The organism is Thermonema rossianum DSM 10300 (assembly GCF_000426825.1).
Classification (GTDB): domain Bacteria; phylum Bacteroidota; class Bacteroidia; order Cytophagales; family Thermonemataceae; genus Thermonema; species Thermonema rossianum.
On sequence record NZ_AUGC01000005.1, the window covers coordinates 98895 to 125020 of the forward strand.

The following is a 26126-nucleotide window of genomic DNA, read 5'->3' on the forward strand; positions in this document are numbered from 1 at the left end:
TGTTTTAATTGTAAAATTATTTCTATATTCATAAAAAAGCTTTTGCTTATGGCTGCTTCTACGCTATATCAGTGGGTTTTATACTTTCATCATTTTAGGCATCCGCTTTCACTGCGGGAAATACAAACGCTTGCCCGTTCGCTTAATTTGCCGGCAGACAGCTATAAAACCCTTTTGGCAAATGGACTTTGTGAGTTGCGTCACGGTCATATAGCGCTTACAGGAGAAACAGCCATTATAAAAGAACGTCTGCGCACCTATCGTCGAACCCGTCTGTACCGCTGCATTGCTATATGCTGGAGCTTTGTGCTTAAGCAATTACCTTTTGTAAAAGCTGTTTTTGTATCGGGGTCGCTTTCGAAAAATCATGTGAAAGCCGGCGGCGACATCGATTTTTTTGTGATTACCAAGCGAAAACGTCTGTGGGTGGTGTACTTTCTGTTCCGGGTATTGAAGACCATCTGTTGGGGAGGCAGGTCGCGTTTCTTCTGCTATAACTATTTGCTTGATGAAGACCACCTGCAACTACCCGCATGCAACGAATATATAGCGATGGAAGTATGGTCGCTCGTGCCCATGTATGACCCATTCGGTATGTATGGGCGGCTGTGGGAGGCAAACCCGGCTTTAAAAGCATACTTGCTGCCACCGCCTGTTAACAAGCCCTTTTTTAAGAGCAGAAGCCGTTTGCAGCAGCTGTTCGAGTGGCTTCTGCCGGCAAAAGCCATGCAGACATTCAATGATTACTGGTTTCGTCTGATATACAAACGCTGGCAAAAGAAGTATGGACAATGCTTTCATCCTGTCGAAGGCATCGACATCCGGGAGGGGGTTTTTAAAGGACATATGAAGCCTCATTACCGTGATATACATCAGGGGGTACAGGCCGTTTTATGTAAATACAAGGCTTTAAAAACATCTTGATACAATGCGTATTCTTCTCACCAACAGCTACCGTTACCGGGCAGACAAAAAACAATGGAAAGCCAAGCAGTGCTATCCACCCTATGGCACCGCCTGGGCGGCAGCCTTGCTCCGGCAAGAGGGCTATCAGGTGGACTTTCTGGACCACCACTTGCGTAAAGATGCCCGCGACTATACCGATGCGCTTTTTGCTTTGCGTCCCGATGTGGTAATTATTTACGATGATCAATTCAACTACTTGACCAAGATGTGCCTGCAGCACCAACGGACTTTTGCCCTGGAGCTTATACAAACAGCGGCTTCTTTGAATATACCTGCAATTGTTTATAACTCTGATGCACAGGATTTCCCTCTTGAATACCTGCAGGCGGGCGCACACTTCGTATTGAAAGGAGAGGCAGAAGAAACTATAAAAGAACTGTTGAAGGAGTATGCTGCCCATAAGCAGTGGAGCTATGAGGTGCCCGGCTGTGCTTTTTTGAAAGATGGACAGCTACAACTGACCGCCCCACGTCCTCTGATGCGAGATCTGGGAGCACTGCCGCCACCCGATTGGCAGCTGTTGCCCCTGGACGATTACCGTGCGCTTTGGCATAAATATCACGGGTATTTTTCTGTGGGTATTGCCACCACGCGTGGTTGTCCCTATAAATGCAATTGGTGCGCGAAGCCTATTTATGGTAACCGTTACTTTATGCGTCCGCCGGAGCAGGTCGCCGCCGAAATAGCTATGCTCAAACATCAATTGGGGGTGGGGCATTTGTGGATGATGGATGATATTTTTGGGTTGCGTTCCGACTGGCTTGCTGCTTTCCGGAAAGAAATTGAGCGCCTCGACGCGCGCTTGCCCCTGAAAATACAAACCCGGGCAGATTTGCTGTGTGGAAAACAAGCGATGGAAGACCTGCTTGCCGTGGGGCTTCAAGAAGCATGGATAGGTGTAGAAAGTGGCTCACAACGCATTTTAGATGCCATGGACAAAGGCATCACCGTGGAGCAGGTGCAGCAGGCAACACGTAAGCTGAAATCAGCGGGAGTAAAAGTAGGCTGGTTTTTGCAGTTTGGTTATTTGGGAGAAGATGAGGCAGACATTGCCGCCACCTTGCACCTTATTGAAATTTGCATGCCCGACCATATAGGTATTTCGGTGGCTTATCCGTTGCCCGGCACCCTCTTTTATGAAAAAGTGCGCAGCTTACTGAAAGACAAAGACCATTGGCAGGATTCCGACGACTTGGACACAATGTATCAGGCACATTTCCCAAGACCTTTCTATAAGCTCTTGCACCGTTACGTGCATTGTAAGTATCAGTATCTAAAAAGCAAAGATTTTTTGAAGTACAAAGTAAAAAAACCACTGCTTTCTTGGCGCATGCGTTACTACAAAAGGCGAATGGAAGAGCTTGCCTCGCAGGCACTTCCTTTTTAGTCAGATTCCAAGAAATAAATATGTGCTTATGAGTGCTACTGAGGCATTTAGCCGGCAGTCGGTATATTTTGATACACTGGAAGAAAAGCACCGGGTACTGACGTATTTGCGTGCACAGGTGCGTGCGCATGTGCGCCGTTTTATTGAGCCCGGTGATTTTATGTTGGAGCTAAATGCCGGCACCGGGTTGGATGCTCTTTATTGGGTAAAACGGGGCGTAAGGGTGCATGCCACCGATGCCGCCGAAGGTATGCTCAAGCAATTGCATCAAAAAAAAGAGTATAGCTCCGCCGGAAGAATGACGGTTGAATATCTTGACTTTACCCGTATTGAACACCTGCAATACAAGGGATTCAGTTATGTGTTTTCAAACTTTGGCGGTTTGAACTGCACCGCAAACCTGGAGGCCGTCATGGATGGGCTTATGCCTTTTTTGGCAGCAGAGGCCACCATTACTTGGGTTTTGATGCCGCCTTTTTGTTTGCGGGAAGCCTTAAAGCTGTTGCGTGGGCGTTGGCGCTATGCGAGCCGGCGTTGGCGGGGACACACAACGGCACATTTAGAGGGAGTGCATTTTCCTGTGTACTACCATGCCCCGGGCAAAGTGAAGCGTTTGTTTCAATCTTATGGTTTCGAAACAGTGGCGCTTGAAGCCATGAGTCTGCTTTACCCGCTGCCTGAAGAAGAGGAGTGGGCAAAAAAACACCCTCTTTTGACCAGATGGTGCAGCTACTTGGATTCGAAGCTGCGTCATCGGATGCCTTGGGCAGCTTGGGGCGACCACTACATCATTACGGCACGAAGAAAAAAGCAGTACGCATGCGTATAGCGCTCATGCTTTACGGAGGAATAGGCGGAGGATTCATGGCCGAAGGAGTGCCGGTGGTGCAACAGTATGCCCATCGTTTAGGTAAGCACTGTGCTTTGACCGTCTTTTCCATGTTGCGGCCGGCGCAGGCATTTGCCCCTTCAACTTACAGCTTCTTGCATGCCGGAGGGCATGTAGGAGGTTCGGTGAAATGGAGTGCCTTGCGCTTGGCTTACCGTTTTGCACAAGAACACCGCCGGCAACCGTTTGATTTACTGCATGTATTGTGGGGATATCCTGCCGGATTTTGGGGAGCATGGATAGCACGCCTTTTTTCACTGCCTTTCGTTCTTACCTTGCAAGGGGGCGAGGTGGTTTATTTGCCCGAGTACCGGTATGGTGCCTTGGGTAAAAAGCGTGTGGCTACCCGTTTGCAGTATGCATACAAGCAAGCCAAGCGCATCATTTGTTTAAGCTGTTATCAAAAAAACAAATTGCCCGCGCAATGGCATCACAAAGTGCAGGTCTTGCCTTGGGGAGTAGATATCCGCCATTTTGCGTTCAAAGAAAAAAACATAGAGTATCCGCTGCGATTCCTGCATGTAGCCAACCTTCAACCTTTGAAGCGAAGTATAGAAGCGTTACAGTTTTTTGAGTACTTCATCCGTCAGACGCAAATACCGGCCCGTTTGGATATCGTAGGCGATGGAAGTGCTGTACCCTCACTTTGGAAATATGTACAAAATGAGCCGCTACTGTCCCGGTCAGTACACTTTTGGGGACACCTGTCACATAAGAAGTTGCCTGCTTTTTATCAAGAAGCTCATTTCTTTCTTCACCCCTCTGCTTATGAAGCACAGGGTGTGGTACTTGCCGAAGCCATGGCATCGGGCGCGGTGGTGGTAAGTTCTGTCGTAGGAATGGCAGCTGATTTGTTGAATGAACATGCTACCTTTATTCCGTGGGTAACGCATGAAGCGCTTACTCAAACTATTTTGCACATGCTTAATAAACCGCGACTTTACGTAGCTATGCAGCAGGAAGCCCGCAGGCAGATAGAACTGCACTTTGATCAAGGCAAGCACATGGAAAGTATGTTGAAAATATATGAGCAGGTATTGAAGAACACATCGCAGTAAACAATGACTCATGTGCAGGGAAACATAAATAGACATCGCCCTTTAAATGTGTTGGCGATTCGTATGCAAGCCAATGGCGATGTTTGGCTTACCTTGCCGTATTTGAACGCTTTGCGCAAACAACTGCCACAGGGTAGCCGCTTGCATTTTCTTACACGTGCTGAAACAGCCCCCGTGCCTGTGGCAAGTGGTATTTTCGATAAGATATACATACTGAAAGGGGGAAGAAGCACTAAGCGCCAGCGATGGCATGCCTTGTGGCTGAAAAAAAGACTGAAAGGCACAAAGTATGATGTGGTGATAGATTTGCAAAACCATGCCTTGAGCAGGCAAATTGTCCGCTCATTGAAGCCTGCAGTACAGGTGGCTTTTGACAAATACAGCCCTCGCCCCGCAGGCGTACGCACTCAAGCAGCTTTAATAGCTGCCGGTTGGCAGGTGTCGCCTGATTATGATTTCCCCGGCCGGGCATGTTGGCGGCAGGAAGGAGCCGCTTTGCTGCGCGACCATGGTTGGCAGGGCGAGCCTTTGATAGTATTGAATCCTGCGGCTTGCTTTGCCTCCAGGCAGTGGCCTGTGGAGCGCTTCGCAGCTTGGGCAAAGCGCTGGGTGGATGAAATATGCAGTAATGTATGCTTCGTATTGTTGGGTACCAAGCAGGGAGTTGCCCGCCTTCGGCAACTAAAACAACGATTGGGTGATTGTCGCTGCATCGACTTGCTTGGCAAAACAACGGCGGCACAGGCATGGGGTATTTTGTTGAATGTGTCTTTGGTGTTATCGGAAGATTCTGGCTTGATGCACCTGGCTTGGAGTAGTGGGGTGCCTACGGTCGCTTTGCTGGGGGGCACCCGCAGCGATTGGGCGCGTCCTTTGGGGCAGCATACTTTCTGTTTCGACAGTGGAGCGTTCGCATGCCACGATTGTATGTGGACACATTGTGTGTGGCAGCCACCGCCTTTGTGTATGTCAAGTTTCACAGTAGATAAAGTATTGGCACAATGTTATGTCTTATGGGAAAAATATGAACAAAGAACATTTTGATGTATTTCATCGCAAGCCTTTGTTTCAAGATGCAGGCGTGTATCACTGGGACGAACCTACACCGGCGGTTGAGCGCTTTGAGCAGCTGTATGTTGCCCTGCGACGCCAAGAAGGGTGGCTCATGGATGACGAAGCCGTGAGGCAACTGCCGTACTGTGAACAACCGCAGACAAAGGATTTTTGGCGGTGGCGCCGCCGGAGCATGCTTGCATGGCATCGTTATGTGAAGAAAAAAAATCGTGACAAACAGCTTTTTATACTGGATATAGGATGTGGCAACGGTTGGTTATCTTACAGAACTGCTTCCTTGGGGAATGTGGTGGTGCATGCGCAAGATGTAAACCGCAGGGAGCTTACACAGGCGGCGCGGGTTTTTGCACTGCCCAACTTGTATTGGCATTTTGCAACAGGCACCGGACACATACGCCCGGAGAGTTTTGACCTGATACTGTTGGCGGCTTCGGCGCAATATTTTGCCGACCTTCCGGCTTTGATAGAAGAGCTGTTGCCCTTACTAAGAAAAGGCGGAGAGGTGCATTTGCTCGATACTCGTTTCTATAAGGACAGGCAGGCGTGTGCATCGGCATGCCTGCGGACCGCCGGTTACTACCGGGAGATGGGCATGGAGGATATGCAGACTTATTATCACCACCATTGCCTGGAGGATTTGCGCCCCTTTCGTTTTAAAAAGAGGCGCAACCGCCGATGGCGTTCTCATCCCTTAGACTGGCTCTGTATATACAAATGACCACTGTGGTTGCCTATGTTGCGAGAATTTATTAACTATGCAGGCAATCAGTAAATAATAAAAAAACGACAGATATGAGCCGTCCGGCCAAAAAATTAAGCTTTCTCGATCGCTATTTGACCTTATGGATTTTCTTGGCAATGGGAGTGGGTGTGGCTATAGGTTATTTCTTTCCGGCTGTCGCCGGCCACATCGAATCCATGAGCAGCGGAACCACCAATATTCCCCTTGCCATAGGTTTGATATTGATGATGTATCCCCCTTTGGCAAAGGTTGATTATTCTCTGTTGCCACAAGTGTTTCGAAACACACGTTTGTTGGCAATATCCCTGTTGCTCAACTGGGTGGTAGGTCCTTTATTGATGTTTTTCTTGGCGATAGCTTTTCTTCCGGAATATCCCGGATACATGGTGGGATTGATACTTATAGGTTTGGCGCGCTGCATTGCCATGGTGCTGGTCTGGAACGACCTGGCAGACGGCAGCCGTGAATACGGTGCCGGCTTGGTGGCGCTCAACAGCTTGTTTCAGGTGTTTGCTTACAGTTTTTATGCTTGGATTTTTATTACGGTTCTTCCGCCTTTTTTTGGCTTTGAAGGAGCAATTGTCGATATATCCGTAGCGACTATTGCAGAAAGTGTGGCTATCTACTTGGGCATCCCTTTCGTTTTGGGGTGGGCAACGCGCTTCATATTGGTGCGCCGCAAGGGAGAAGAGTGGTACATGAAGCGATTTATACCGGCTATTTCCCCGCTCACGCTCATTGCCTTGCTGTTTACCATCGTATTGATGTTTTCACTGAAAGGGGAGTTGATTGTAGAAATCCCCAAGGACGTTTTGCTTATCGCACTTCCGCTGTTGATTTATTTTGCTCTGATGTTTATTATCGGCTTTGCAATCACTTACCGTTTGGGGGCTTCTTACGACAAAGCCGCATCGGTGGCTTTCACGGCAGCGGGTAATAACTTTGAATTGGCCATAGCTGTGGCTATTGCGGTGTTTGGTTTGAACTCGGAACAGGCTTTTGCCGGCGTGATTGGCCCTCTGGTAGAGGTGCCTGCGCTTATCCTTTTGGTGCGCCTGGCTCATTGGATACGCCGTCGCTATTACCGGCATCAGAATGCTTGAAGAAACAATCCCTCTATAACGAAACAGCCCCTCGAACAAGGGGCTGCTTTTTTACATTCTGCGGTAAATGTCCTTTATTTTTTCAGGCTCTACTTTGTTTTCCCAATCAGGACCTAAGGCGTGCTTCCACATATGCGAAAGGCCAAGGGCTATCTCTGTCATTTTATCTATTTGTGCTTCGGTCCAGTCTTTGGCAAGCCCCTGCGGTATGTCAATACCGTGTTGCTCTACCATCTTTTTGAAGGCTTTCACGCCCTCGGGGTAGTATTCTTCCAACTGGTTGAAACAAATGCAGTTGGCAATGCCATGACGGGTGCCAAACACAAATGACAAGCCGTAAGACAGCGCATGGCAAATGCCTACTTCGGAGTAAGTAAGGCTCAGACCGCCCATTAAAGAAGCCACCATCAGTTTTTCGTCATTGAGCGGGGTTTGTCCGGCATTTTCGCCCAAATATACCTCTTCGCAAAGTTCCATGGCTTTGTAACCGTACGCTTCGCTGAAGGTATTTTTCATATAGCCGGTCATGGCTTCCACACAGTGGATGTAGCAATCCATGCCTGTGTAGAACCACTGATTCTTAGGAACGGTGGCAATCAGGTCGGGGTCCAACACGATTTGATCAAAAACGGTGTAGTCACATTTGATGCCCAGCTTTTTGGTAGGACCGGTCAAGACGGCGGTCATTGACACTTCGGCACCTGTGCCGGAAATGGTCGGCACGCCCACATGGTAAACACCCGGGTTTTTAATCAAATTCAAGCCTTGGTATTGCACCGAAGAGCCTTCGTTGGTCAGCATCAGCGAAAGCGCTTTGGCGATATCCATGGCACTGCCGCCGCCGATACCGACAACGCCGGCGGGCAAGCCGCCTTCTGCCAAGATGCTGTCACGCAGAGCATCTATTTGAGAAGTTTTAGGCTCATCACCGCCGCAATAAATGAATTCTACGCGGTCATTACTCTCTACGGGCAGTTGCTGTGCCAGTGGCTTATCTTTAAAATAGTCATCGACGATAAAGACAAAATAACCGTTATTTTCTTTACGTTTGGGAGCTATGATTTCTCCCAAGCGGGCGAAGCTTCCTCGTCCATAGGCGCATTTGCCTACATTTTTGAAGTTGCGAAACATGTCACTCATGTTGTTCGTTGGGTTAATGAAAGGTTAAATAGAATTTGCTACGTATAGGCAAACTTACAAACTTTCTCTTATATCTTTGCGTCTAAAGTGTAAAATCTAAACCACAAAAAGCGATGTTGAAAGTAGGAGATAAAGCCCCCTTGTTCGAAGCTAAAGACCAAAATGGCAATACGATACGCCTGGAAGACCTTTTGAAGGAAGGCAAAAAAATAGTATTGTATTTTTATCCCAAAGACGATACCCCCGGCTGTACCAAGCAGGCTTGCAACTTGCGCGATCATTATCAAGAATTGCTTGATGCAGGCTATTTAGTGGTGGGCGTAAGTGTAGATGACGAAGCCTCGCATCAAAAGTTTATAGAAAAGTATCAACTGCCTTTCCCCTTGATTGCTGATACCGACCATCAACTGGTAGAAGCCTACGGGGTGTGGAAAGAGAAAAACATGTATGGACGTAAATATTGGGGGACGGCACGCACCACATTCGTGATAAATCCTGACGGTACCATTGAGCGTATCATCAAGCGCCCCAAAACACAAGAGCATGCCGAAGAAATTCTAAAAGGCAGTAAATGATACCCTCCTTTTGGCAGATATGAAAGCCTCCGGTAACATACGTGCCGGGGGCTTTTTCTTTTGGAATAAGAAACCGGCGCGTGCCATGACTTGCCCGGCGCTTGGTTGCACTGCTGTGTAGAAATATGGAGCCCTATTTTGTGCGAAGTATTACATGGTAGTAGGAGGTGTACAAAAAATATTTAAAAAATGAAAATAATAAAGTATTTTGTTGCCGCTTTTTTTGGAATAGGAATGTTATTTGCTTTATTTTGAGTGTATAAACTCGTTTGCTCATGGGACCCTTAATAAAATATCTATCGTGTAATCTTAGTAGAAATAATCTTTTGATTATTCTGATTTTTGCACAAACAACCTTCTGTGTTTGGGCGCAAAACAGAGAGGTGAATACGGATCTGCAGCTGACGTTCATGTGCTACGACGCCGGGGCTGACCGCTTCCTTTGGCGGGTGCGCAACGAAAATACTCAAGATGTGCCTTATACTTGGGTTATCGAAGGCAGCGATTTAAGCGGGAGTGGGGTGGCGGTTCCGGGCGATAACTTCTTCTATACTACTCGAACGGGGGTGGGGTGTGATTTGTTGATTTTGTACGTAAAGGGGAAAGAGCAGGACAAAGGGCGAAAATGTGCCAATACAACACAATTGTGCGAGTCTTCGCCACAAGAATGTCTGGAATGTGGTGAAACGCTGGGTGGCGACGGATTTCCTGAAAGCTGGGTAAAAGCCGAAATTACAGCCAAAGCCTTGGAAGCAAGTGCCTTCACGGAAGACGCTGTTTTCTTTACCGGCAACTCCGTGCGTGGACCGGGTGTAGGGGTAGCCGGGCCGGAGGGCACCGCTCAACGTCTGCAACAAATCAATTACATCCCCGGCTATGGCACCGAAGTACTGCGCTTCCGTTTCTGCCGTGACGAGGGCTTTCGCCACATGAAGGTGACGCTTTCCCATATTTACCGGGAGTACGGCAAAGTAGAGCAAGGTTATTGGATTGCACGTGATGCACAAGGGCAAGAAGTAGGACGTGGATATTTTGCTGCAGAACAGTATCTGGGCAATGGCAATCCCGGCTTTTTAGAGATAGAAGTGCATACTGACGAGCCTTTCTATTACCTTGACTTCCATGCCGGTCCTTACGGTGAGGAGAACATGCGCCAATATGAAGACGCAAGCGACTATTACGTGCGGGAAATAACGCCTTTGTGTCAACCGGAGCCGGAGTGCCTCGATACGCTTGGGGGGACTACACAAGACTGGCGGGCAGCTTCTATAGAGGTGCGTGGCTTGTATGACAGCACTTACCAAAGCATGCCGCCGGAAGCCATCCGCCCGGACTGGCAAAATGTGCCTTTGAGTGGAGGCGTGGGTGTGCCCGGCCCCGTGCAAGGGCAGCAAGCCGAGCGCAGCCGCTTCCATGAAATCAACTATATCGCTGCCGAAGGGCGCTCAGAGTACCTGCGTGTGGATTTCCGGAAGGATTTTCCTTCGGCACAGGTGACACTTTCGCGCTTCTATGGCCATGAGTCGCAAAACAAAGCGGAACGCGCTACCTGGGTGGCTTACCGTCGCGAGGGAAACGCCTTGATAGAAGTGGGGCGGGGCATGGTGCGTGGCGTGGAGCCTTGGTGCTATAATTGTGCAGGCTTGTACACCTTCTACATACAAACCACAGAGCCTTTTTCGGTGTTGGAGTTCTCGGCAGAACCCTACGTGGCAGCATCGAAAGGGGTGCCCGCAGACGATAGTGACTTTTTGGTGCATGAAATCATTCCTTGTGCTACCCCGCCGGACCTATGCCAAGATGAGTGTGTAACAGCTATGCGTGTAGTTGCCTTTGAGCAAGGCAAGCGCAAAAACGGTAGTGCCGTATTGGCAAACAGAAGCCACCCGGAACGCGCCTTGGGTGAACCCGAGCGTTCCGATGCCATGACCAATGCCAATGAGCACAACTTCGTATCACTGGGCTTTGGCGGCAGCCTGACACTGGAGCTTAGCTGCCGTGTGTGCGACAAGGAAGGTTATGATTTAGAACTGTTTGAAACGTCTTTTGGTAATCCGAAACATGAACGTTATCCCGAAAAAGCAGAGTTGTTTGTATCGGCTGATGGTGTTTACTGGGTGAGCTTAGGCGAAACCCAACCCGGTAAAGAAAGACCTGAAAACAGCGACGGAAGCCCGGATGCCAATGGAGCGCGCTTCGATTTGGCAGGAAGCGGACTCAGCTGTGTGAAATATGTGAAAATAGTGGACAGGACTGACCCCAACATCAGCCGCTTCCCACGTAGCGCCGACGGCTTTGACGTGGATGGTATTCGTTGTGCAGCTGAGCGTGGGGACGAGCCCCCGCCGCCTCCGCCCACTTACTACCGCAGTGCAGCTGCTTTTGAAGAAAATGTATTGCAAAGACAAGGAAACCGCTGGGTAGTCAATCTTTACGAAGCTTCTGAACTTCCACTTTCTGAACATACACAGGTGCGAATATATAACAGCGTAGGCCGGCTGGTGTGGCAGGCAGCTTTCGAAGGCGAACAAGCCATGTACTTTGAAATAGACATGCAGCGCATGCAGCCGGGTATTTATATACTGCGCATAGAAACACCCGATATGCAAAAGGCTGTAAAAATTTTGAGATAATATCGAATGGCAAACCAAGCCGGCAAGCCTCATCGCAGAAACTATAGCGGTGAGGCTTGTTTTATTGCCGGAAACATGGCATCTTCAGCAAATCAACCTTTTGAACGCATATCTTATGCCACCTTTGCAAAAAGTCAATTTAGGATTTTTTCCTACGCCTTTGCATCCTTTGAAGCGAATCGTCAAAAATTTGCCTTATGAGCTCTGGATAAAAAGAGACGACCAAACCGGTTTGGCTACAGGCGGCAACAAATGCCGCAAGCTGGAGTACTTGCTGGCAGAAGCATTAGCCCAAGGGGCAGACACCGTGCTTACTGCCGGGGCACAACAGTCGAACCACTGCCGGCAGACGGCGGCCGCTTGTGCTGCCTTAGGATTAGAGTGCCATCTGATGCTGGGGGGCGTGCCCCCCGCCGTAGAAACAGGCAATTTGAAGCTGTCCCGCTTGTTGGGGGCTCACATCCATTTTACCGGGCAGAACCGCAAGGGCGAAGCTTTGCCCGCTTTGTACCGCCGGTTGCAAGATGCCGGCAAGCGTTGTTATGTCATTCCTTACGGTGGCTCCAATGCCCTCGGTGCCTGTGGCTTTGTGGAAGCCATGGCCGAGTTGAAAGAGCAAACGGCGCAACTTGCCTTGTCCTTCGATTACATCTTTTTTGCGAGCAGTTCCGGTGGCACACAAGCCGGCATGATGGTAGGCAGTGCTTTGTACCGTTTGCCGGCGCGCTTGATGCCCGTTCGTATCGACAAAGAGCCCGTAGAAGGTGCCGCCTTACAAAAAAAGGTGAACGATTTGGTGGCGGCTCTTGCCCCTTTGTGGGGCATACAGGCAGATAATATCCCCCCGTGCCCTTTGCTTACCGACTACGATGCTGCCGGTTATGCCGTCTTGACACCACAGGAGCAGAGGCTTATGGAGGAGGTTGCCCGTACCGAAGGAATTTTGCTTGACCCGGTATATACAGCCCGTGCTTTTTATGCCATGTATGACCACATGAAAAAGAAACAGCTGCCGGAAGGCAGCCGTGTGCTTTTTTGGCATACAGGTGGCATTCCTGCCCTGTGGGCTTATTGAATGCGCTTATTCTACATCGTAGAAGAACTGAATATCTTGCTGCAATTCGGCAGACAAGCTCAAAGCTACCGGACAATTACGGGCGGCTTGTTCCAGTTTGGGACGTTCACCGGCAGCTATACTTTTGGGTAGATGCAGGCGTATGCGTATTTCCGCTATACGGCGCGGATTGCTCGCCATCACTTTTTCGGTTTCCCAGTAAGTGCCCGACAAATCAATGCCGTGCCCTTCGGCATAAATACCCATAATGGTAACCATACAGCTGCCCAAAGCCGTTGCCACCAGGTCAGTAGGTGAGAAGGTTTCGCCCTTGCCGTGATTGTCGGTGGGGGCGTCGGTGAGCAGTTCACTGCCCGAAGGTAAATGAACGGAAGCCGTGCGCAGCTGTCCTAAGTACTTGCCTTGTATCTTTGTCATGGTTTTGAACGTTGAGTGAAACTTTGCATGCAAGTATAAGCATTGTCTGGAAATTGTTTTTATGAAAACCCGATGCAAAAAAAGCGAAAGGCTTGAAGTGTCTTACCTCTTTGTGAAACAGCCATATGCAATGAGCAACTGCAAAAATAATGAATAAAATGCCCGGTAGGATTTTTATATATGAAAAAATGTTTATATGTTTGTGTTCGTAAACAATCATTTACCTCATCTTTTAAAAACGAAAAAGTTCTATGCATGAGATTTTAGGCTATCTGTTATCTGTAGTTATGGGCTTCACCTTGGGCTTATTAGGAGGTGGAGGTTCCATCCTGACGGTTCCTATTTTGGTATATGTAATGGGCATTGACCCGGTCATGTCCACGGCTTATTCTCTGTTTGTGGTAGGGCTGACCGCCCTCATTGGGGCATACGGTTATTGGCGCAAGGGGCAGCTTAGTTTGAAAACGGCTGTTGTGTTTGCCATACCGGCCTTTGCTTCGGTGTATGCCACTCGTAAATTTTTGATGCCTGCCATTCCCGATACCATCGCACAAATCGGTACTTTCATTCTGACCAAAGACATTTTGGTGATGGTGGTGTTTGCCGCCATGATGATTTTGGCTGCCGTTTCCATGATTCGTAAGAAAAAAGGCGGAGAGGCAATCGCAGATGAAGAAGCCAATCCGAAATTTAACTACCCCTTAATTTTGACAGAAGGCATAGTAGTAGGTGTATTGACCGGCTTTGTGGGGGCAGGAGGGGGCTTCTTGATTATCCCCGCTTTGGTGGTCTTCGCCCGCTTGCCCATGAAATTGGCGGTGGGTACCTCGCTTCTTATTATAGCCGTAAAATCACTGATTGGTTTTATCGGAGATGTACAAAATTACGGTGATGCCATTGATTGGACCTTCTTGGGGCTCTTCTCTTTGATGGCTATTGCCGGCATCTTGCTTGGAACCTGGGTCAGCAAGTACATCAGCAGTGCCAAATTGAAGCCTGCTTTCGGCTGGTTCGTCTTAGTGATGGGCATAATGATTCTTCTGAAAGAAATGATGAATGCTTAAAGCCGCCCGGAAATGACGAAAGTCATTTTTCATATGAACGAATCTACATATATTTGTGTTGTATCAATGAAACCTTAAAAACGGAGGAAAGCTATGGCAACTATCAAAAAAGAAGGGGTGTATTTTGTAGAACAAATGTACACCAACTGTTTGGCAGAAGCAGCCTACTATATTCAATCAGGCGATGAAGCAGTGGTCATAGATCCACTGCGTGAGCCCGACCCCTACATACAAATGGCACAGAAACACGGGGCTAAAATTAAATATGTGTTTGAAACCCACTTCCATGCCGACTTTGTGTCCGGGCATCTTGACCTTGCCAAAAAAACCGGCGCTACCATCGTGTACGGACCTACCGCTCAACCCAACTTTGAGGCATATATTGCCAAAGATGGAGAGGAGTTTAAGGTAGGAAAGGTTACCATCAAAGCTCTGCACACCCCCGGGCATACCATGGAATCCACGACTTATTTGCTCATCGACGACGAAGGCAAAGAAGTAGCCATCTTCACCGGCGACACCCTCTTTATTGGCGATGTGGGCCGTCCCGATTTGGCAGTAAAAACAGACCTGACAAAAGAAGACCTTGCCGGACATCTGTATGACTCTTTGCGTAACAAAATCATGCCTTTGCCTGATGAGATGATTGTATTTCCGGGGCATGGTGCCGGCTCGGCTTGTGGCAAGCACCTGGCAAAAGAAACCTACGACACTTTGGGCAATCAGAAGCAAACCAACTATGCCCTGCAGCCCATGTCTAAGGAAGAGTTTATCAAGGTGGTAACCGAAGGGCTGTTGCCTCCACCTCAATACTTCCCCAAAAATGCAGTTCTGAACAAAATGGGCTACGAAAGCTACGATGCCGTAGTAGAAAAAGCCTTCACCCCCATGACGGTGGAAGACGTGGAAAAAGCCATCGCCCAAGGTGCCGTGGTGTTGGATGTGCGCACCCCCGATGAGTTCCGCAAAGGGCATATCCCCAGTGCTTTGAACATTGGCTTGGACGGCGGCATGTTTGCCGTGTGGGTAGGTACCATCGTAGAAGACCTCAACACGCCCATTGTACTGATTACACCCGAAAACCGTGAGCGTGAAACCATCACCCGCTTGGCGCGTGTGGGCTACGACCATGTACTGGGCTTCCTGAACGACGGCATGCAGGAGTGGGCACAGGCCGGCAAAGAAATAGCTACTGTCGAGTCGGTAAGTGCCGAAGAATTTGCCCGCCTTTATGAAGAGGGCAAGACCGCTGTGCTGGATGTGCGCCGTCCGGGCGAGTATGCTGCCGGGCATGTAAAAGGCGCCCTGAACTACCCCGTGGACTACCTGCAACAACACCTCGCTGAGCTGGACAAGTCCAAAAAGTACTACATCCACTGTGCCGGGGGCTATCGTTCCATGATTGCCTGCTCTATCCTGAAACGCCACGGCTTTGAACAGGTAGTAGATGTGATGGGCGGCTATAATGCCATTAAGCAAACCAACATTCCCAAGGAGGAAGCAGTAGCAACTGTATAAAAGCACCAAGGGGGCGGGAATCTGCCCGCCCTGTTCCTTATGTATTTTCAGTAAATTTGTTGAACTATAAAATTAAAAACGAGTATCCTCATGATAGTAGAACAGCTTTATACGAAGTGTTTGGCACAAGGTGCCTACTTCATTGAATCCGATGGCGAAGCCGCAGTGATTGACCCACTGCGTGAGCCCATGCCCTATATTGAATTGGCAGAAAAGAGTGGGGCCAAGATTAAATACATCTTTGAAACCCACTTCCATGCCGATTTCGTTTCGGGACATCTCGACCTGGCAAAGCTAACAGGTGCCACTATTGTTTATGGACCGGGTGCTGAAACCAACTATCCTGTGTATGTGGCCAAAGACGGCGAAGAGTTTCAAGTAGGCAAGCTGAAAATCAAGGTGATTCATACGCCCGGACACACCCCTGAATCGACCACTTACCTGCTCTATAACGAAAACGGCGAGCCGCATGCTATCTTTACCGGTGATACCCTCTTCATTGGCGATGTGGGCCGCCCCGACTTGGCCATCCGGAATGGTTTGACCAAAGAAGACCTGGCAGGCATGCTGTATGATTCTCTGCGCAATAAAATCATGCCCTTGCCCGACCACCTGATAGTGTATCCGGCGCATGGTGCCGGCTCGGCTTGTGGCAAGAGTATGTCGAAAGAAACCTACGACACCTTAGGCAATCAGAAAAAAACCAACTGGGCACTGCAGCCTGAATTGACCAAAGAGCAATTCATTAAAGAAGCTACCAACATTCTGCCGCCGCCACAGTATTTTGCCAAGAATGCCATGCTGAATAAAGAAGGCTACAACAGCGTGCTGGAGGTGGTAAAGAAGGCAGAAAATGCTTTAGACCTCGCTGCTTTTGAAAAGCATTTGCAAGAAGGCGCCTTGGTACTCGATGTACGCAGCCCGCAGGAATTTGCCAAAGGACACATCCCCAACTCTTTGAATATAGGGCTGGATGGCATGTTTGCCATTTGGGTGGGCACTATCGTAGAAGACCTGAACACCCCTATTATTCTCATTACGCCCGAAGGACGTGAAGAAGAAACCGTCATTCGCTTGGCACGTGTAGGTTACGACAATGTGATTGGCTATTTGAGCGGGGGCATAGAGCGTTGGAAAGAAGCCGGTAAAGAGCTGGCTCAAGTCGAGTCTATTCCGGCAGAAGATTTCGCCCGCCGTTATGAGGCCGGTAAGCTTGATATTCTTGATGTGCGCAAACCGGGCGAATACACAGCTCAGCATATTCCTGATGCTCAAAATGTGCCTTTAGACTACATTTATCAACATTTGCGCGAATTAGATAAAAACAAGCACTATTATGTGCATTGTGCCGGTGGCTATCGTTCTATGATTGCCTGCTCTATTTTGAAACGTGAGGGTTTTGAGCATATTACCGACATTGCGGGGGGCTTCAATGCCATCAAGAACACTTCGCTGCCTTTGACTCAGGAAATTTGCCCCACAACCGGACAACCTAAGTAACAGACAGAAAAGATTGAATCATATGTTAAACACTTTAAAAACTATTTGGAAAGTCATGACAGGACAAGCTTTTAAAAATATGGCGCCCAAAGAATTCTGGGCAGCCTATGAGCAAGACCCCAATGCTGTGCTAATCGATGTGCGTACCCCTATGGAATACCGTGAAGCACATTTAAAAGGAGCCAAGCTCATCGATATCAACGGAGGTAATTTTGCCGCCGAAATCGAAAAGCTCGACAAAAACAAAGCTTATTATGTGTATTGTCGTAGCGGCGGACGCAGCAGCGCTGCCTGCGGTCTGATGGCAAGCAAGGGCTTCTCTAATCTGGTCAACATGACCGGAGGCATCACCCGTTGGATGGCAGAGGGTATGCCCGTAGAAAAATAAGTCGAAACACATTTTATGAATGAAAGCAGCTCTGCGGAAGCGGGGCTGCTTTTTTTGCTTTGCCAAGACAATGCACATGCACCGGATGCAACTTTTTATCAACCGGGCAAAATGTGACTTTTTGCCCCAAAAAGTAGTTGAGTTTCTTTTTGAAAAGAGCGATATTTAAAAGGTATTATTTCTTATCCACTAAATTGAAAAACTATAGACTATGTTTGCCAACTACTTCAAAGATTTGGGATCCGGGGCTTTTTACGAAGCCTTGCAGCAAGACCCCGAGGCTGTTCTGCTGGATGTACGTACCGAGCATGAGTTCGAGGAAGTGCATTTGGAAGGGGCTTTACTGATGAACATCAACAGCGGGGTTTTTTTGAGCGAAATCGAGACACTCGACCGCAGCAAGCACTACTTATGTGTATTGTGCGGTAGGGGGGCGCAGCAAAGTAGCTTGTGGCATGATGCTGTCGCGTGGTTTCGAACATGTGTACAATTTGTCGGGCGGTTTGGCTGCCTGGATTCAAAAAGGCCTGCCGGTGGTCAAAGCAGAAAAACAAAAGGCATCGGCCGGGTGAACCGGATGCCTTTCGCTGCTTCGCAAGGGGAGCCCTATCTGCGGTTTATTCGCCGGTAGGGCTTAAGTATCTTAAGAACTCTTGTTTGGTTGCCTCATTTTTGAAACGGCCGCCGTAATACGCCGTAACGGTGCTGCTGGCTGTATCTTGCACACCCCGGGCTGCCACACACATATGTTTGGCATCGATAAGCACCGCTACATCTTCGGTATCCAACACAGCCTTCAACTCATTGGCTATTTGCACGGTCATGCGCTCTTGCACTTGTGGGCGGCGGGCATAATATTGTACAATGCGGTTCAATTTCGACAAGCCTATGACTTTGCCCGAAGAAATGTAGGCAACATGGGCTTTGCCCCATATGGGTACAAAATGATGCTCGCAGAAAGAGTAAAAGGTAATGTCTTTTTCTACCAGCATCTCATTGTAGCGGTACTTGTTTTCAAAAAGAGTGATTTCCGGCTTGTTTTTGGGGTTGAGCCCGCTGAATATCTCTTTGACAAACATTTTTGCCACGCGGCGGGGGGTGCCTTTAAGGCTATCGTCGCTCAAATCAAGCCCTAAAACGTGCATAATCTCGCGAAAATGCTTTTCTATCAGCTCCATCTTGAGTTCATCGTCCATTTCAAAAGCATCTTCGCGCAGTGGCGTTTCAAAAGAGCCCGGAATGTGTTCGTCGCCCATATCTTCCATATGCTGGTGTCCGTTAAGCGGGGAATTCAACGAAGTTTCTCTCTGTTTCATACAATTTAACTTTTAATTCATACTCTTGCGGCAGCAAGGCGCGCAATTTTTCCCATATGACTACCGCTATATTTTCGGCAGTAGGATTGAGGTTTCTAAACTCTTCGGTATCTAAATTCAGGTTTTTGTGGTCGAACTTCTTGATAACATGCTCTTGGATTAGTTCGCTTAGCTGCTTCATGTCGTACACGTAGCCGGTAGCCGGGTCTATTTCGCCGGTCACCTCTACAATAAGCTCGTAGTTGTGCCCATGATAATTGGGGTTGTTGCATTTGCCAAAAACCTTTTGGTTGGTGGCCTCGTCCCATGCGGGGTTGTGCAAGCGGTGGGCAGCGTTGAAGCGCTCTTTTCTACATACTTTTACCTTCATGCTCTTGTATTCAATAACGACGATTGTTTTTTGGTGAGTCTGTTTTTCAAAAACAAAAATAATAACACACAAATAAAAAAAAGGTTTTAAGCCCGGAGGCTTGGGTGCCATCCATGACAAAACACCAAAAAAAAGCCGGATGGTTCAAACTGCCGTTGGACGGCCTCGCTTCCCCAACTCAATGACTTCCATTTTTTGGGCTTTTCCTTCTGCAATATAAAGATGTAGCATGGTGCGCATGCTGTGGAATCCATGATGACCGGCAGCCCCCGGGTTCAGGTAAAGCAGCCCCCGGGCGGGGTCGGGAATGACGCGCAAAATATGGCTGTGCCCGCAGACAAACAAATGGGGGCGGTGTGTGTCCAATAAGTTTTTTACCTTTTTGGAGTAGCGCGGAGGAAGGGCACCTATGTGGGTCATGAATACACGCAGCCCCTCTGTTTCGAAATCCAGGTGTTCGGGTAGTACGCGCCGCAGACTTTGGTCATCAATATTGCCATAAACTGCCCGGAGAGGGGCTATCTCTTGTAGCGCCTCGATCACCTGCAGGCTGCCGATGTCGCCGGCATGCCATATTTCATCGCATCCGCGACAATATTCCAAAATGGAGGCGTCGATATGACCGTGTGTATCGGATAAAATTGCTATCTTTTTCATAGAAACTGCAAACGATATAACTGTAAGTGCAACTAAAAACAAGAAACAATAAAATACGGAAACTATGGGAATGTTAGAAAAACACAATCGTGCACGTCGCATGCTTTCGATGAATACCGCTTTGTTTGCTGTTTCATCTCTTGCTTTGGGGGTTGATCTGATTTGGGGCAGTGTGCAAAGTTTGTTTGGGGCAGGTGCCCCCGGCTGGTTGGGCGTAGTCTTGGGCATAGGCTTGTGGGGTGCCTTCGGGCTTACCAACATACGGGGCGCATGGACCGCTTTTGCCCGCAGTGAATACGAAAAATCGCAGCGGAAAGGCATGATTAGCTGGCTGGTACCTCTGGCAATGATTATTATCGATATGTTGTTTTAATGCCGGAAGGTCTTGTTTTTACTTTTGAATTGCTACCTTTGCATTCAAACATCTGACCAATTAAACAACGTTCATTATGCAATACGACGTAACCATTATCGGCTCCGGACCGGGCGGCTATGTGGCTGCCATTCGTTGTGCTCAGCTGGGCATGAAAGTAGCACTGATTGAAAAATACAACACTTTGGGCGGTACTTGCCTGAATGTGGGATGCATACCCTCAAAAGCCCTTTTAGACTCTACCGAGCACTATTACAATGCCACGCATCATTTCGATGCACACGGCATCAAAATAGAAGGCATCAAACTGGACTTGCCCCGCATGATAGAGCGCAAAAACGAGGTGGTGAAGCAGACTTGCGACGGGGTCGTTTATTTGATGAAGAAAAACAAAATCGATGTATATCACGGTTTTGGCAGCTTTGTAGATAAAAACACCGTGGAGGTGGCCAAAGAAGATGGCAGCAAGCAGCAGTTGAAAACTCAAAAAGTGATTATTGCCACCGGCTCGAAACCGGCTTCCATCCCCAGCGTTCCTATTGATAAAAAACGCATCATCACTTCTACCGAAGCATTGAATATTACCGAGCTGCCCAAAAAGATGGTAGTCATCGGTGCCGGTGTGATTGGTTTGGAATTGGGCTCTGTGTTTGCCCGTTTGGGCACCGAAGTGCATATTGTAGAGTACATGGACAGAGCTATTCCCACGATGGACTCTACCATGTCGAAAGAGATAGAGAAAGTTTTAAAAAAGCTGGGTATTCAGTTTTACTTCAAACATAAGGTGTTGGAAGCCAAAGCCACGGCCAAGCAGGTGACCGTGAAAGCCGAAACACCCAAGGGTGATACCATTGAGCTAAAAGCTGATTATTGTTTGGTAGCTATTGGGCGTCGCCCTTATACCGACGGCTTGGGCTTGGAGAAAGTAGGTGTAAAGACCGATGAGCGCGGGCGTGTGGTGGTAAACGAAAAGCTGCAAACCAATGTCGAGAATATCTATGCCATCGGCGATGTGGTACGTGGTCCTATGTTGGCACACAAAGCTTCGGAAGAGGGCGTTTTTGTTGCCGAAGTCATAGCCGGACAAAAGCCTCATTTGAATTATCGCCTCATTCCGGGCGTGGTTTACACCTGGCCCGAAGTGGCTTCGGTAGGCTACACCGAAGAGGAGCTCAAAGAGCAAAACATACCGTACAAGAAAGGACAGTTCCCCTTCCGTGCTTTGGGGCGCGCGCGCGCAAGCATGGACCTCGACGGGCTTGTGAAAGTATTGGCACACAAAGAAACAGATGAAATCTTGGGCGTGCACATCATCGGTGCACGGGCAGCCGATATGATTGCCGAGGCAGTCGTGGCTATGGAATTCCGCGCTTCGGCCGAAGACATTGCCCGCATCTCTCATGCACACCCCACTTACATGGAAGCAGTGAAAGAGGCTTGCTTGGCAGCCACCGAGAACCGCCCTCTGCATATTTAACCAATACGTGAGGTTTTGGAAATTCTTTGGGTACATAAGCCCGCCGAACATATTCAAAGCACATTAATTGGGCTTGCCCGCCTGACTGATGACCTCAGCACGGCGGGCTTGCCTGCTTCAGACCTGCAGTATATCGAAAGCATAGAGCACCCCGTGCGGCGCAGCGAGGCAATTGGCGTGCGCGCCTTGCTGCGCTACTTGCTCGAGGAGCATTGGCACATGCCTTATCCGGGCACTCTGCGCCAAGGGCGCCAGCCCGTCTTGAACGGTTATCCCAATATCGGACTCTCATTCAGCCATGCTTACCCTTATGTGGCGGTGGTGGTATCGTCGCATTTTCAGGAGGTGGGCATCGATGTTGAACGCCTGCGCCCACAGTTGTTGCGCGTAGCCCCCCGCATCTTTGCCGAGCAGGAGCTGTTGTGGGCAGGCAATGACCTCGAAAAGCTAAGTATTTTATGGGCAGCCAAAGAAGCGCTTTTCAAAGCTTATGCCCGCGGCGGCTTGATATACCGCACCGACTTGCTTGTTGAGCCTACGCCAAAAAATAATTTTTTAATTGGTTCTGTACTGAAAGAAGGTGCCCCCCTCTTCATGTTTGAGCTGGGGGTACACCGCTTTTCCGGAAGTCTTTTATGTGTTTGGACCAATCACCGGCTGAATCCCCGTTGACGCTTGGCCTCGAAAGTCATGATGGCACATGCATTGGACACATTCAGCGAATCAATGTAACCACTCATAGGGATAATGATGTTTTGGTCGGCGGCTTGCAGCCACGTTTCGCTGAGTCCGGTGGCTTCGGTTCCAAACACCAGTGCCGAAGGTTGGGTGAAGTCGGCAGTATGGTAGGGAATAGAAGCATTCAAAGCGGCGGTATAAATACGGATACCTTGCTTTTTGAGCCATGCAATCACCTCTTCGCTATGAGCGCATACGGTAGGCACCGTGAATATACACCCTAAGCTGGAACGAATCACATTCGGATTAAACAGGTCTGTTTGCGGGTCACACACAATCACCGCATCCACAGCGGCGGCGTCGGCAGTGCGTAAAATAGCGCCTAAGTTGCCCGGCTTTTCTACTGCTTCAACCACCAACACCAAAGGATTTTCCGGCAATTGCAGGTCGGACAAAGAGCGTTGGGGAGGGGGAGCCGTGGCTACTACCCCCGATTCCGGGCGATAGGCAATCTTTTGCAGGGCTTCTTCGCTGACTTCAAAAATACGCACCTTCTGTTTGTTTAGCGGCAGCGACTCTATCCAACTTTCGGGAGCATAGCGGGGATAAAAAAACAAGCTGTCCGGTTCAATCCCCGCCTGCAGTGCCAAGCTGATTTCTTTTTTTCCTTCTATCAAAATCAAATGGTGCTGCTTGCGGGCGCGGCTTTTGTGTAGCTGGTAAAGCAGCTTGATTTTCGGGTTTTGAGCAGATTGAATCAAAGGGTAGGGCATAGCATTTTTACAATTTTGACAGGCAAGGGTGTAAATTTCGCTTTTTTATTTCGAATTTTGTTCATTATATTAGATTCATGAACCGTTTTGCGTCTATGCAAGAAAAAAATACCATACACACGGCGGGCAGTGATGCTCAACAGAAAAAGCCCAAAAAAAAGCCGGTTTCGTATTACTTTCGTGTTGATTTTGAGACCATTCAGGGGCGCCTTACCGGCGGCTTCCTGTCCATGGCGCTCATCTCTTTTATTTTGATTCAGGGAGCCAACTACCAATGGCGCCGGCAGATAGAAAACCGCAATACACTCTTGTACAAACTCTACCCCTTGGAAACACAGGCTTTGCGTTTGCTCGATGAAGTACGGGAAGCAGAAAACTTATTTGAAAAAGCTTTGCTTTTTGATAATAAGGACTATCTGGAAGAGTTTGAAAAGCGCTGGCAAGAGCGGGTGTTGCCCAATGCCGAAGCCTTGAAAAGCACTGCGGAAGGCATACAAGATGGTGAAATCAAAACGGTGGCCAATAGCATTGCCGATGTGCTGCTTAAGCATATGAAGCAAGAGTATGACCGGGTGCGTGAGATTTATGAGCGTAAGGAGGACCTACAGGGAATTACGAGCATACGCAGCTATTTGCAAGAGGAAGTACAAAACAAAGTAGTGCCTTTAAGCCTTCGCCTTCAAGAGTCGGTGGAGCGTTTGTTGCGAGAAAAGCAAGCATTGGTGGCTGAATACGAATCGGCCTACCGTGCACTTGACCGCTGGCGTCCGTGGATTATTGTTTTTGAGTTTGCCGTTGCCGTTGCCGTTGCCGCTACCATCGGCTCTCTTTTGATTATCAGTATATTGAAACGAATCAGGCTTTTGAAAAGCCAAATATTGACTTTGGCAGAAGGCAATTTGCCCCCACCTTTGCCCGAGAGTAAAGACGAGCTGAATACCCTTATCCGCGCATTGAACCAAGTGGTGGATGGTCTTTCTAAAATCCAAACTTTTGCCCACGAGGTAGGAGGCGGCCGCTTCGATACAGACATATCGGTATTTGAGCGGGAAGGCGACTTGGGACGCTCGCTTGAGGAAATGAAACAGCAGCTGAAGCAGGTATATGAGGAAGAGCAGAGACGTGCATGGGCAAGCGAAGGGTTGGCGCAGTTCTCGCGTATTTTGCGCGAAAACCAAGATAATCTTGAGACTCTTTCGCGCCGTTTTGTTTCCAATTTGTCGCGCTATGCCGAGGTAGAGCAAGTAGGAATTTTCTTGCTTGAAGAAAAAGACCAAGAACGTGTGTTGCAGCTAAAAGCGGCTTTTGCTTACAGCAAGCACAAAGCACTGCGAAAAGAAATTGCCATAGGTGAAGGTTTGGTGGGGCAGGTGTTTCTTGAGGCTAAGCCGCTTCACGTAACCGAACTGCCGGAAGACTACCTGAAGGTGGTGACAGGCATGGGGGCAGCGCCGCCCCGGGAGCTGCTTTTGGTGCCTCTGGTCTATAACGAAGAATGCTTTGGCGTAATAGAAGTGACCTCTTTGCATCACATACCCGGCTATAAAGTGAAATTCATAGAGGAGGTAGCCACTGTGTTGGCTTCTACCGTCTCTTCGGTGCGTGCCGGCGAACGCACCCGCCTGCTGCTTGAAGAGTCACGCCGGAAAACCGAAGAAATCCTCGAGCAGGAGGCTCTTTTGCGCCAAAATGCCGAAGAGTTGCGCGCTGCCCAAGAAGAGCTGGAAAGCCGCTTGAACCGCACCCGCCGTGAGCTGCGTCAGATGCAACTCATTATAGACAGCATTACCGATGTGGTGGTGGTCTATGATGAACGGGGCGGTATTCGTATGGCCAACCGGGCAGTTGAAGACACCTTCGGTTATTTGCAGGGCGACCTTATCAGCAGCAGCATACGCACGCTCATCAATGCCCCCTTGGATGAACTGAAAGAGGTGGAGTATATCACCGGGCGCGATGGTGAGCGCCTGATGCTTTCTAAGTATAAAATATTCAAAGCGACACGCCGCGATGGCATTGAAGTAGAGGTGCAAATGGCCTATCAAGCCATTGATATGGAGCGCGAGCGCTTGTATGTGGCTACGATTCGTCCACTCTAAAAACGCTTCAATATGCAACGAACAGTAATCCATGTTTTCTTAGCCGCTGTATTTTTGGGAGTGAGTGCTTGTGCTACTTTGCAGGGTATCAGTACCCAAATAGACGGCTGGGAGGGAATAGGACAACAGCCGCTTACCGAACGAGAGATAGCCGCCGGCTTGAAAGAAGCCCTCGAAGTGGGTATCTCAAAAGGCGTGGAGCAGCTGATGAAAGAAAATGGTTATTATGGCAACCCTTCCATCAGGATATTGTTGCCCCCCGAAGCCCAAGAGGTGGAGTCGGTGATTGTGCGCCACGTACCACAAGGGCAGGCACTTATCGATAAGGTGGTGTTGAAGATGAACCGTGCGGCTGAAGAAGCAGCCAAGCAAGCCAAGCCCATTTTTGTAGATGCCATCAAGCAAATGACCATCGTAGATGCACGCAATATTTTATTTGGCAAAGCAGATGCAGCTACACAATATTTGCGGGCAAAAACCTATGACCGTTTATTCGAAGCTTATTACCCGCAAATCAGGGAAGCCATGGAAAAAGTGGGGGCACAACAAGCATGGCAGGCACTGGCACAGCCTTACAATCAATTGGCAGCATCGCCCTTGGGTAGTACCGTGGGAGCTTCGAAGACTGTCCCCGAGGACGTATCCCGTTATGTAACGGAGCGGGCACTCTATGGTTTGTTTGTGAAAGTGGCAGAAGAAGAGCTTAAAATACGCGAACAAGCTACTGCCCGTATTACCCCGCTTTTACAAAAAGTGTTTGGCGAATTGGATAAGCGCTGAGGCTACAGGTCCGTTGCAAAACACAAGCCCCGCCCATCTGGGCGGGGCTTGCAGCTTGTTGCCTTCTAAGTAAG

Annotated in this window: 27 protein-coding genes; 21 read left to right on the top strand and 6 right to left on the bottom strand. The window is 48.8% G+C overall.

Annotation, left to right across the window (positions count from 1 at the left end):
• Positions 1-48: 48 nt before the first annotated feature.
• From K384_RS04030 to arsB, 7 genes are all read left to right on the top strand, one after another.
• On the top strand, positions 49-924 hold the full coding sequence (locus K384_RS04030; protein ID WP_157630049.1) for a hypothetical protein: 876 nt from the start codon (positions 49-51) through the stop codon (positions 922-924).
• Positions 925-928: 4 nt separating this feature from the next.
• Positions 929-2353 carry a B12-binding domain-containing radical SAM protein gene (locus K384_RS04035; RefSeq protein WP_051633102.1) on the top strand — a complete coding sequence of 475 codons (1425 nt, stop codon included), beginning with the start codon at positions 929-931 and terminating at the stop codon, positions 2351-2353.
• 28 nt (positions 2354-2381) lie between these two features.
• Positions 2382-3182 carry a class I SAM-dependent methyltransferase gene (locus K384_RS04040; protein WP_038029682.1) on the top strand — a complete coding sequence of 267 codons (801 nt, stop codon included), beginning with the start codon at positions 2382-2384 and terminating at the stop codon, positions 3180-3182.
• Positions 3074-4300: a glycosyltransferase family 4 protein gene (locus K384_RS04045; protein ID WP_084147114.1), complete on the top strand. Its 1227-nt coding sequence runs from the start codon at positions 3074-3076 to the stop codon at positions 4298-4300. The genes K384_RS04040 and K384_RS04045 overlap by 109 nt, the downstream gene beginning before the upstream one ends.
• Before the next feature lie 12 nt (positions 4301-4312).
• Positions 4313-5344, top strand: coding sequence for a glycosyltransferase family 9 protein (locus tag K384_RS04050; RefSeq protein ID WP_169737613.1), 1032 nt, complete (start codon positions 4313-4315; stop codon positions 5342-5344).
• Complete coding sequence (locus K384_RS04055; RefSeq protein ID WP_051633103.1) at positions 5325-6092, top strand: class I SAM-dependent methyltransferase; 768 nt, start codon at positions 5325-5327, stop codon at positions 6090-6092. The genes K384_RS04050 and K384_RS04055 overlap by 20 nt, the downstream gene beginning before the upstream one ends.
• A 74-nt stretch (positions 6093-6166) precedes the next feature.
• Positions 6167-7219, top strand: a complete 1053-nt coding sequence (gene arsB, locus K384_RS04060) for an ACR3 family arsenite efflux transporter (protein ID WP_038029688.1) — start codon at positions 6167-6169, stop codon at positions 7217-7219.
• Between the two features lie 51 nt (positions 7220-7270).
• On the opposite strand, the gene K384_RS04065 is transcribed toward arsB, so the two are convergent.
• Positions 7271-8359: an iron-containing alcohol dehydrogenase family protein gene (locus K384_RS04065; RefSeq protein WP_245605277.1), complete on the bottom strand. Its 1089-nt coding sequence runs from the start codon at positions 8357-8359 to the stop codon at positions 7271-7273.
• A gap of 113 nt (positions 8360-8472) precedes the next feature.
• Between K384_RS04065 and bcp the strand changes: the two genes are divergently transcribed.
• The 4 genes from bcp (at position 8473) to K384_RS04080 (ending at position 12642) form a co-directional block, all read left to right on the top strand.
• Complete coding sequence (gene bcp / locus K384_RS04070; protein ID WP_038029691.1) at positions 8473-8934, top strand: thioredoxin-dependent thiol peroxidase; 462 nt, start codon at positions 8473-8475, stop codon at positions 8932-8934.
• Positions 8935-9317: 383 nt separating this feature from the next.
• Positions 9318-11567 (top strand): T9SS type A sorting domain-containing protein, encoded by a 2250-nt coding sequence (locus K384_RS04075; RefSeq protein ID WP_169737614.1) that lies wholly within the window; start codon positions 9318-9320, stop codon positions 11565-11567.
• Between the two features lie 6 nt (positions 11568-11573).
• Positions 11574-11768, top strand: a complete 195-nt coding sequence (locus K384_RS13815; RefSeq protein WP_169737608.1) for a hypothetical protein — start codon at positions 11574-11576, stop codon at positions 11766-11768.
• On the top strand, positions 11758-12642 hold the full coding sequence (locus K384_RS04080; RefSeq protein WP_245605278.1) for a 1-aminocyclopropane-1-carboxylate deaminase/D-cysteine desulfhydrase: 885 nt from the start codon (positions 11758-11760) through the stop codon (positions 12640-12642). Before K384_RS13815 ends, K384_RS04080 begins: the two co-directional genes overlap by 11 nt.
• Before the next feature lie 6 nt (positions 12643-12648).
• Here the strand turns inward: K384_RS04080 and K384_RS04085 are convergent, their stop codons facing one another.
• The gene (locus K384_RS04085) at positions 12649-13059 is read right to left on the bottom strand and encodes an OsmC family protein (RefSeq protein WP_038029695.1); all 411 of its coding nucleotides are present in this window, start codon (positions 13057-13059) and stop codon (positions 12649-12651) included.
• Between the two features lie 251 nt (positions 13060-13310).
• Between K384_RS04085 and K384_RS04090 the strand changes: the two genes are divergently transcribed.
• The 5 genes from K384_RS04090 to K384_RS13930 all read left to right on the top strand — a co-directional run bounded on the left by K384_RS04090 (position 13311) and on the right by K384_RS13930 (position 18160).
• Positions 13311-14123 carry a sulfite exporter TauE/SafE family protein gene (locus K384_RS04090; RefSeq protein ID WP_038029697.1) on the top strand — a complete coding sequence of 271 codons (813 nt, stop codon included), beginning with the start codon at positions 13311-13313 and terminating at the stop codon, positions 14121-14123.
• A gap of 93 nt (positions 14124-14216) precedes the next feature.
• Positions 14217-15641 (top strand): MBL fold metallo-hydrolase, encoded by a 1425-nt coding sequence (locus tag K384_RS04095; RefSeq protein ID WP_038029700.1) that lies wholly within the window; start codon positions 14217-14219, stop codon positions 15639-15641.
• A gap of 90 nt (positions 15642-15731) precedes the next feature.
• Entirely contained in the window at positions 15732-17141 is a 1410-nt protein-coding gene (locus tag K384_RS04100) for an MBL fold metallo-hydrolase (protein ID WP_038029703.1), read from the top strand.
• 55 nt (positions 17142-17196) lie between these two features.
• Positions 17197-17529 carry a rhodanese-like domain-containing protein gene (locus tag K384_RS04105; RefSeq protein WP_038029705.1) on the top strand — a complete coding sequence of 111 codons (333 nt, stop codon included), beginning with the start codon at positions 17197-17199 and terminating at the stop codon, positions 17527-17529.
• Positions 17530-17740: 211 nt separating this feature from the next.
• A complete protein-coding gene (locus tag K384_RS13930; protein ID WP_245605279.1) occupies positions 17741-18160 on the top strand; it encodes a rhodanese-like domain-containing protein in 420 nt (139 codons plus the stop codon).
• Here K384_RS13930 and folE read toward each other — a convergent pair.
• The 3 genes from folE to K384_RS04125 form a co-directional block, all read right to left on the bottom strand.
• The gene (folE, locus tag K384_RS04115) at positions 18147-18845 is read right to left on the bottom strand and encodes a GTP cyclohydrolase I FolE (RefSeq protein ID WP_038029707.1); all 699 of its coding nucleotides are present in this window, start codon (positions 18843-18845) and stop codon (positions 18147-18149) included. The two genes, K384_RS13930 and folE, sit on opposite strands and share 14 nt — an antisense overlap.
• Entirely contained in the window at positions 18808-19215 is a 408-nt protein-coding gene (locus K384_RS04120) for a 6-pyruvoyl trahydropterin synthase family protein (RefSeq protein ID WP_038029885.1), read from the bottom strand. Before K384_RS04120 ends, folE begins: the two co-directional genes overlap by 38 nt.
• 144 nt (positions 19216-19359) lie before the next feature.
• Positions 19360-19872 (bottom strand): metallophosphoesterase family protein, encoded by a 513-nt coding sequence (locus tag K384_RS04125; RefSeq protein ID WP_038029887.1) that lies wholly within the window; start codon positions 19870-19872, stop codon positions 19360-19362.
• 64 nt (positions 19873-19936) lie between these two features.
• On the opposite strand from K384_RS04125, the gene K384_RS04130 reads away from it, so the two are divergent.
• The 3 genes from K384_RS04130 to K384_RS04140 all read left to right on the top strand — a co-directional run bounded on the left by K384_RS04130 (position 19937) and on the right by K384_RS04140 (position 22394).
• A complete protein-coding gene (locus K384_RS04130; RefSeq protein ID WP_157630051.1) occupies positions 19937-20245 on the top strand; it encodes a hypothetical protein in 309 nt (102 codons plus the stop codon).
• 76 nt (positions 20246-20321) lie between these two features.
• Positions 20322-21722, top strand: a complete 1401-nt coding sequence (gene lpdA / locus K384_RS04135; protein ID WP_038029711.1) for a dihydrolipoyl dehydrogenase — start codon at positions 20322-20324, stop codon at positions 21720-21722.
• Positions 21723-21737: 15 nt separating this feature from the next.
• On the top strand, positions 21738-22394 hold the full coding sequence (locus tag K384_RS04140) for a 4'-phosphopantetheinyl transferase family protein (protein ID WP_038029712.1): 657 nt from the start codon (positions 21738-21740) through the stop codon (positions 22392-22394).
• Here K384_RS04140 and K384_RS04145 read toward each other — a convergent pair.
• Entirely contained in the window at positions 22373-23173 is an 801-nt protein-coding gene (locus tag K384_RS04145) for a TrmH family RNA methyltransferase (protein WP_038029713.1), read from the bottom strand. The genes K384_RS04140 and K384_RS04145 overlap by 22 nt on opposite strands.
• A 95-nt stretch (positions 23174-23268) precedes the next feature.
• On the opposite strand from K384_RS04145, the gene K384_RS13275 reads away from it, so the two are divergent.
• A complete protein-coding gene (locus K384_RS13275; RefSeq protein ID WP_051633104.1) occupies positions 23269-25272 on the top strand; it encodes a GAF domain-containing protein in 2004 nt (667 codons plus the stop codon).
• Between the two features lie 12 nt (positions 25273-25284).
• On the top strand, positions 25285-26052 hold the full coding sequence (locus K384_RS04155; protein WP_038029715.1) for a DUF4197 domain-containing protein: 768 nt from the start codon (positions 25285-25287) through the stop codon (positions 26050-26052).
• Positions 26053-26126: the final 74 nt, after the last annotated feature.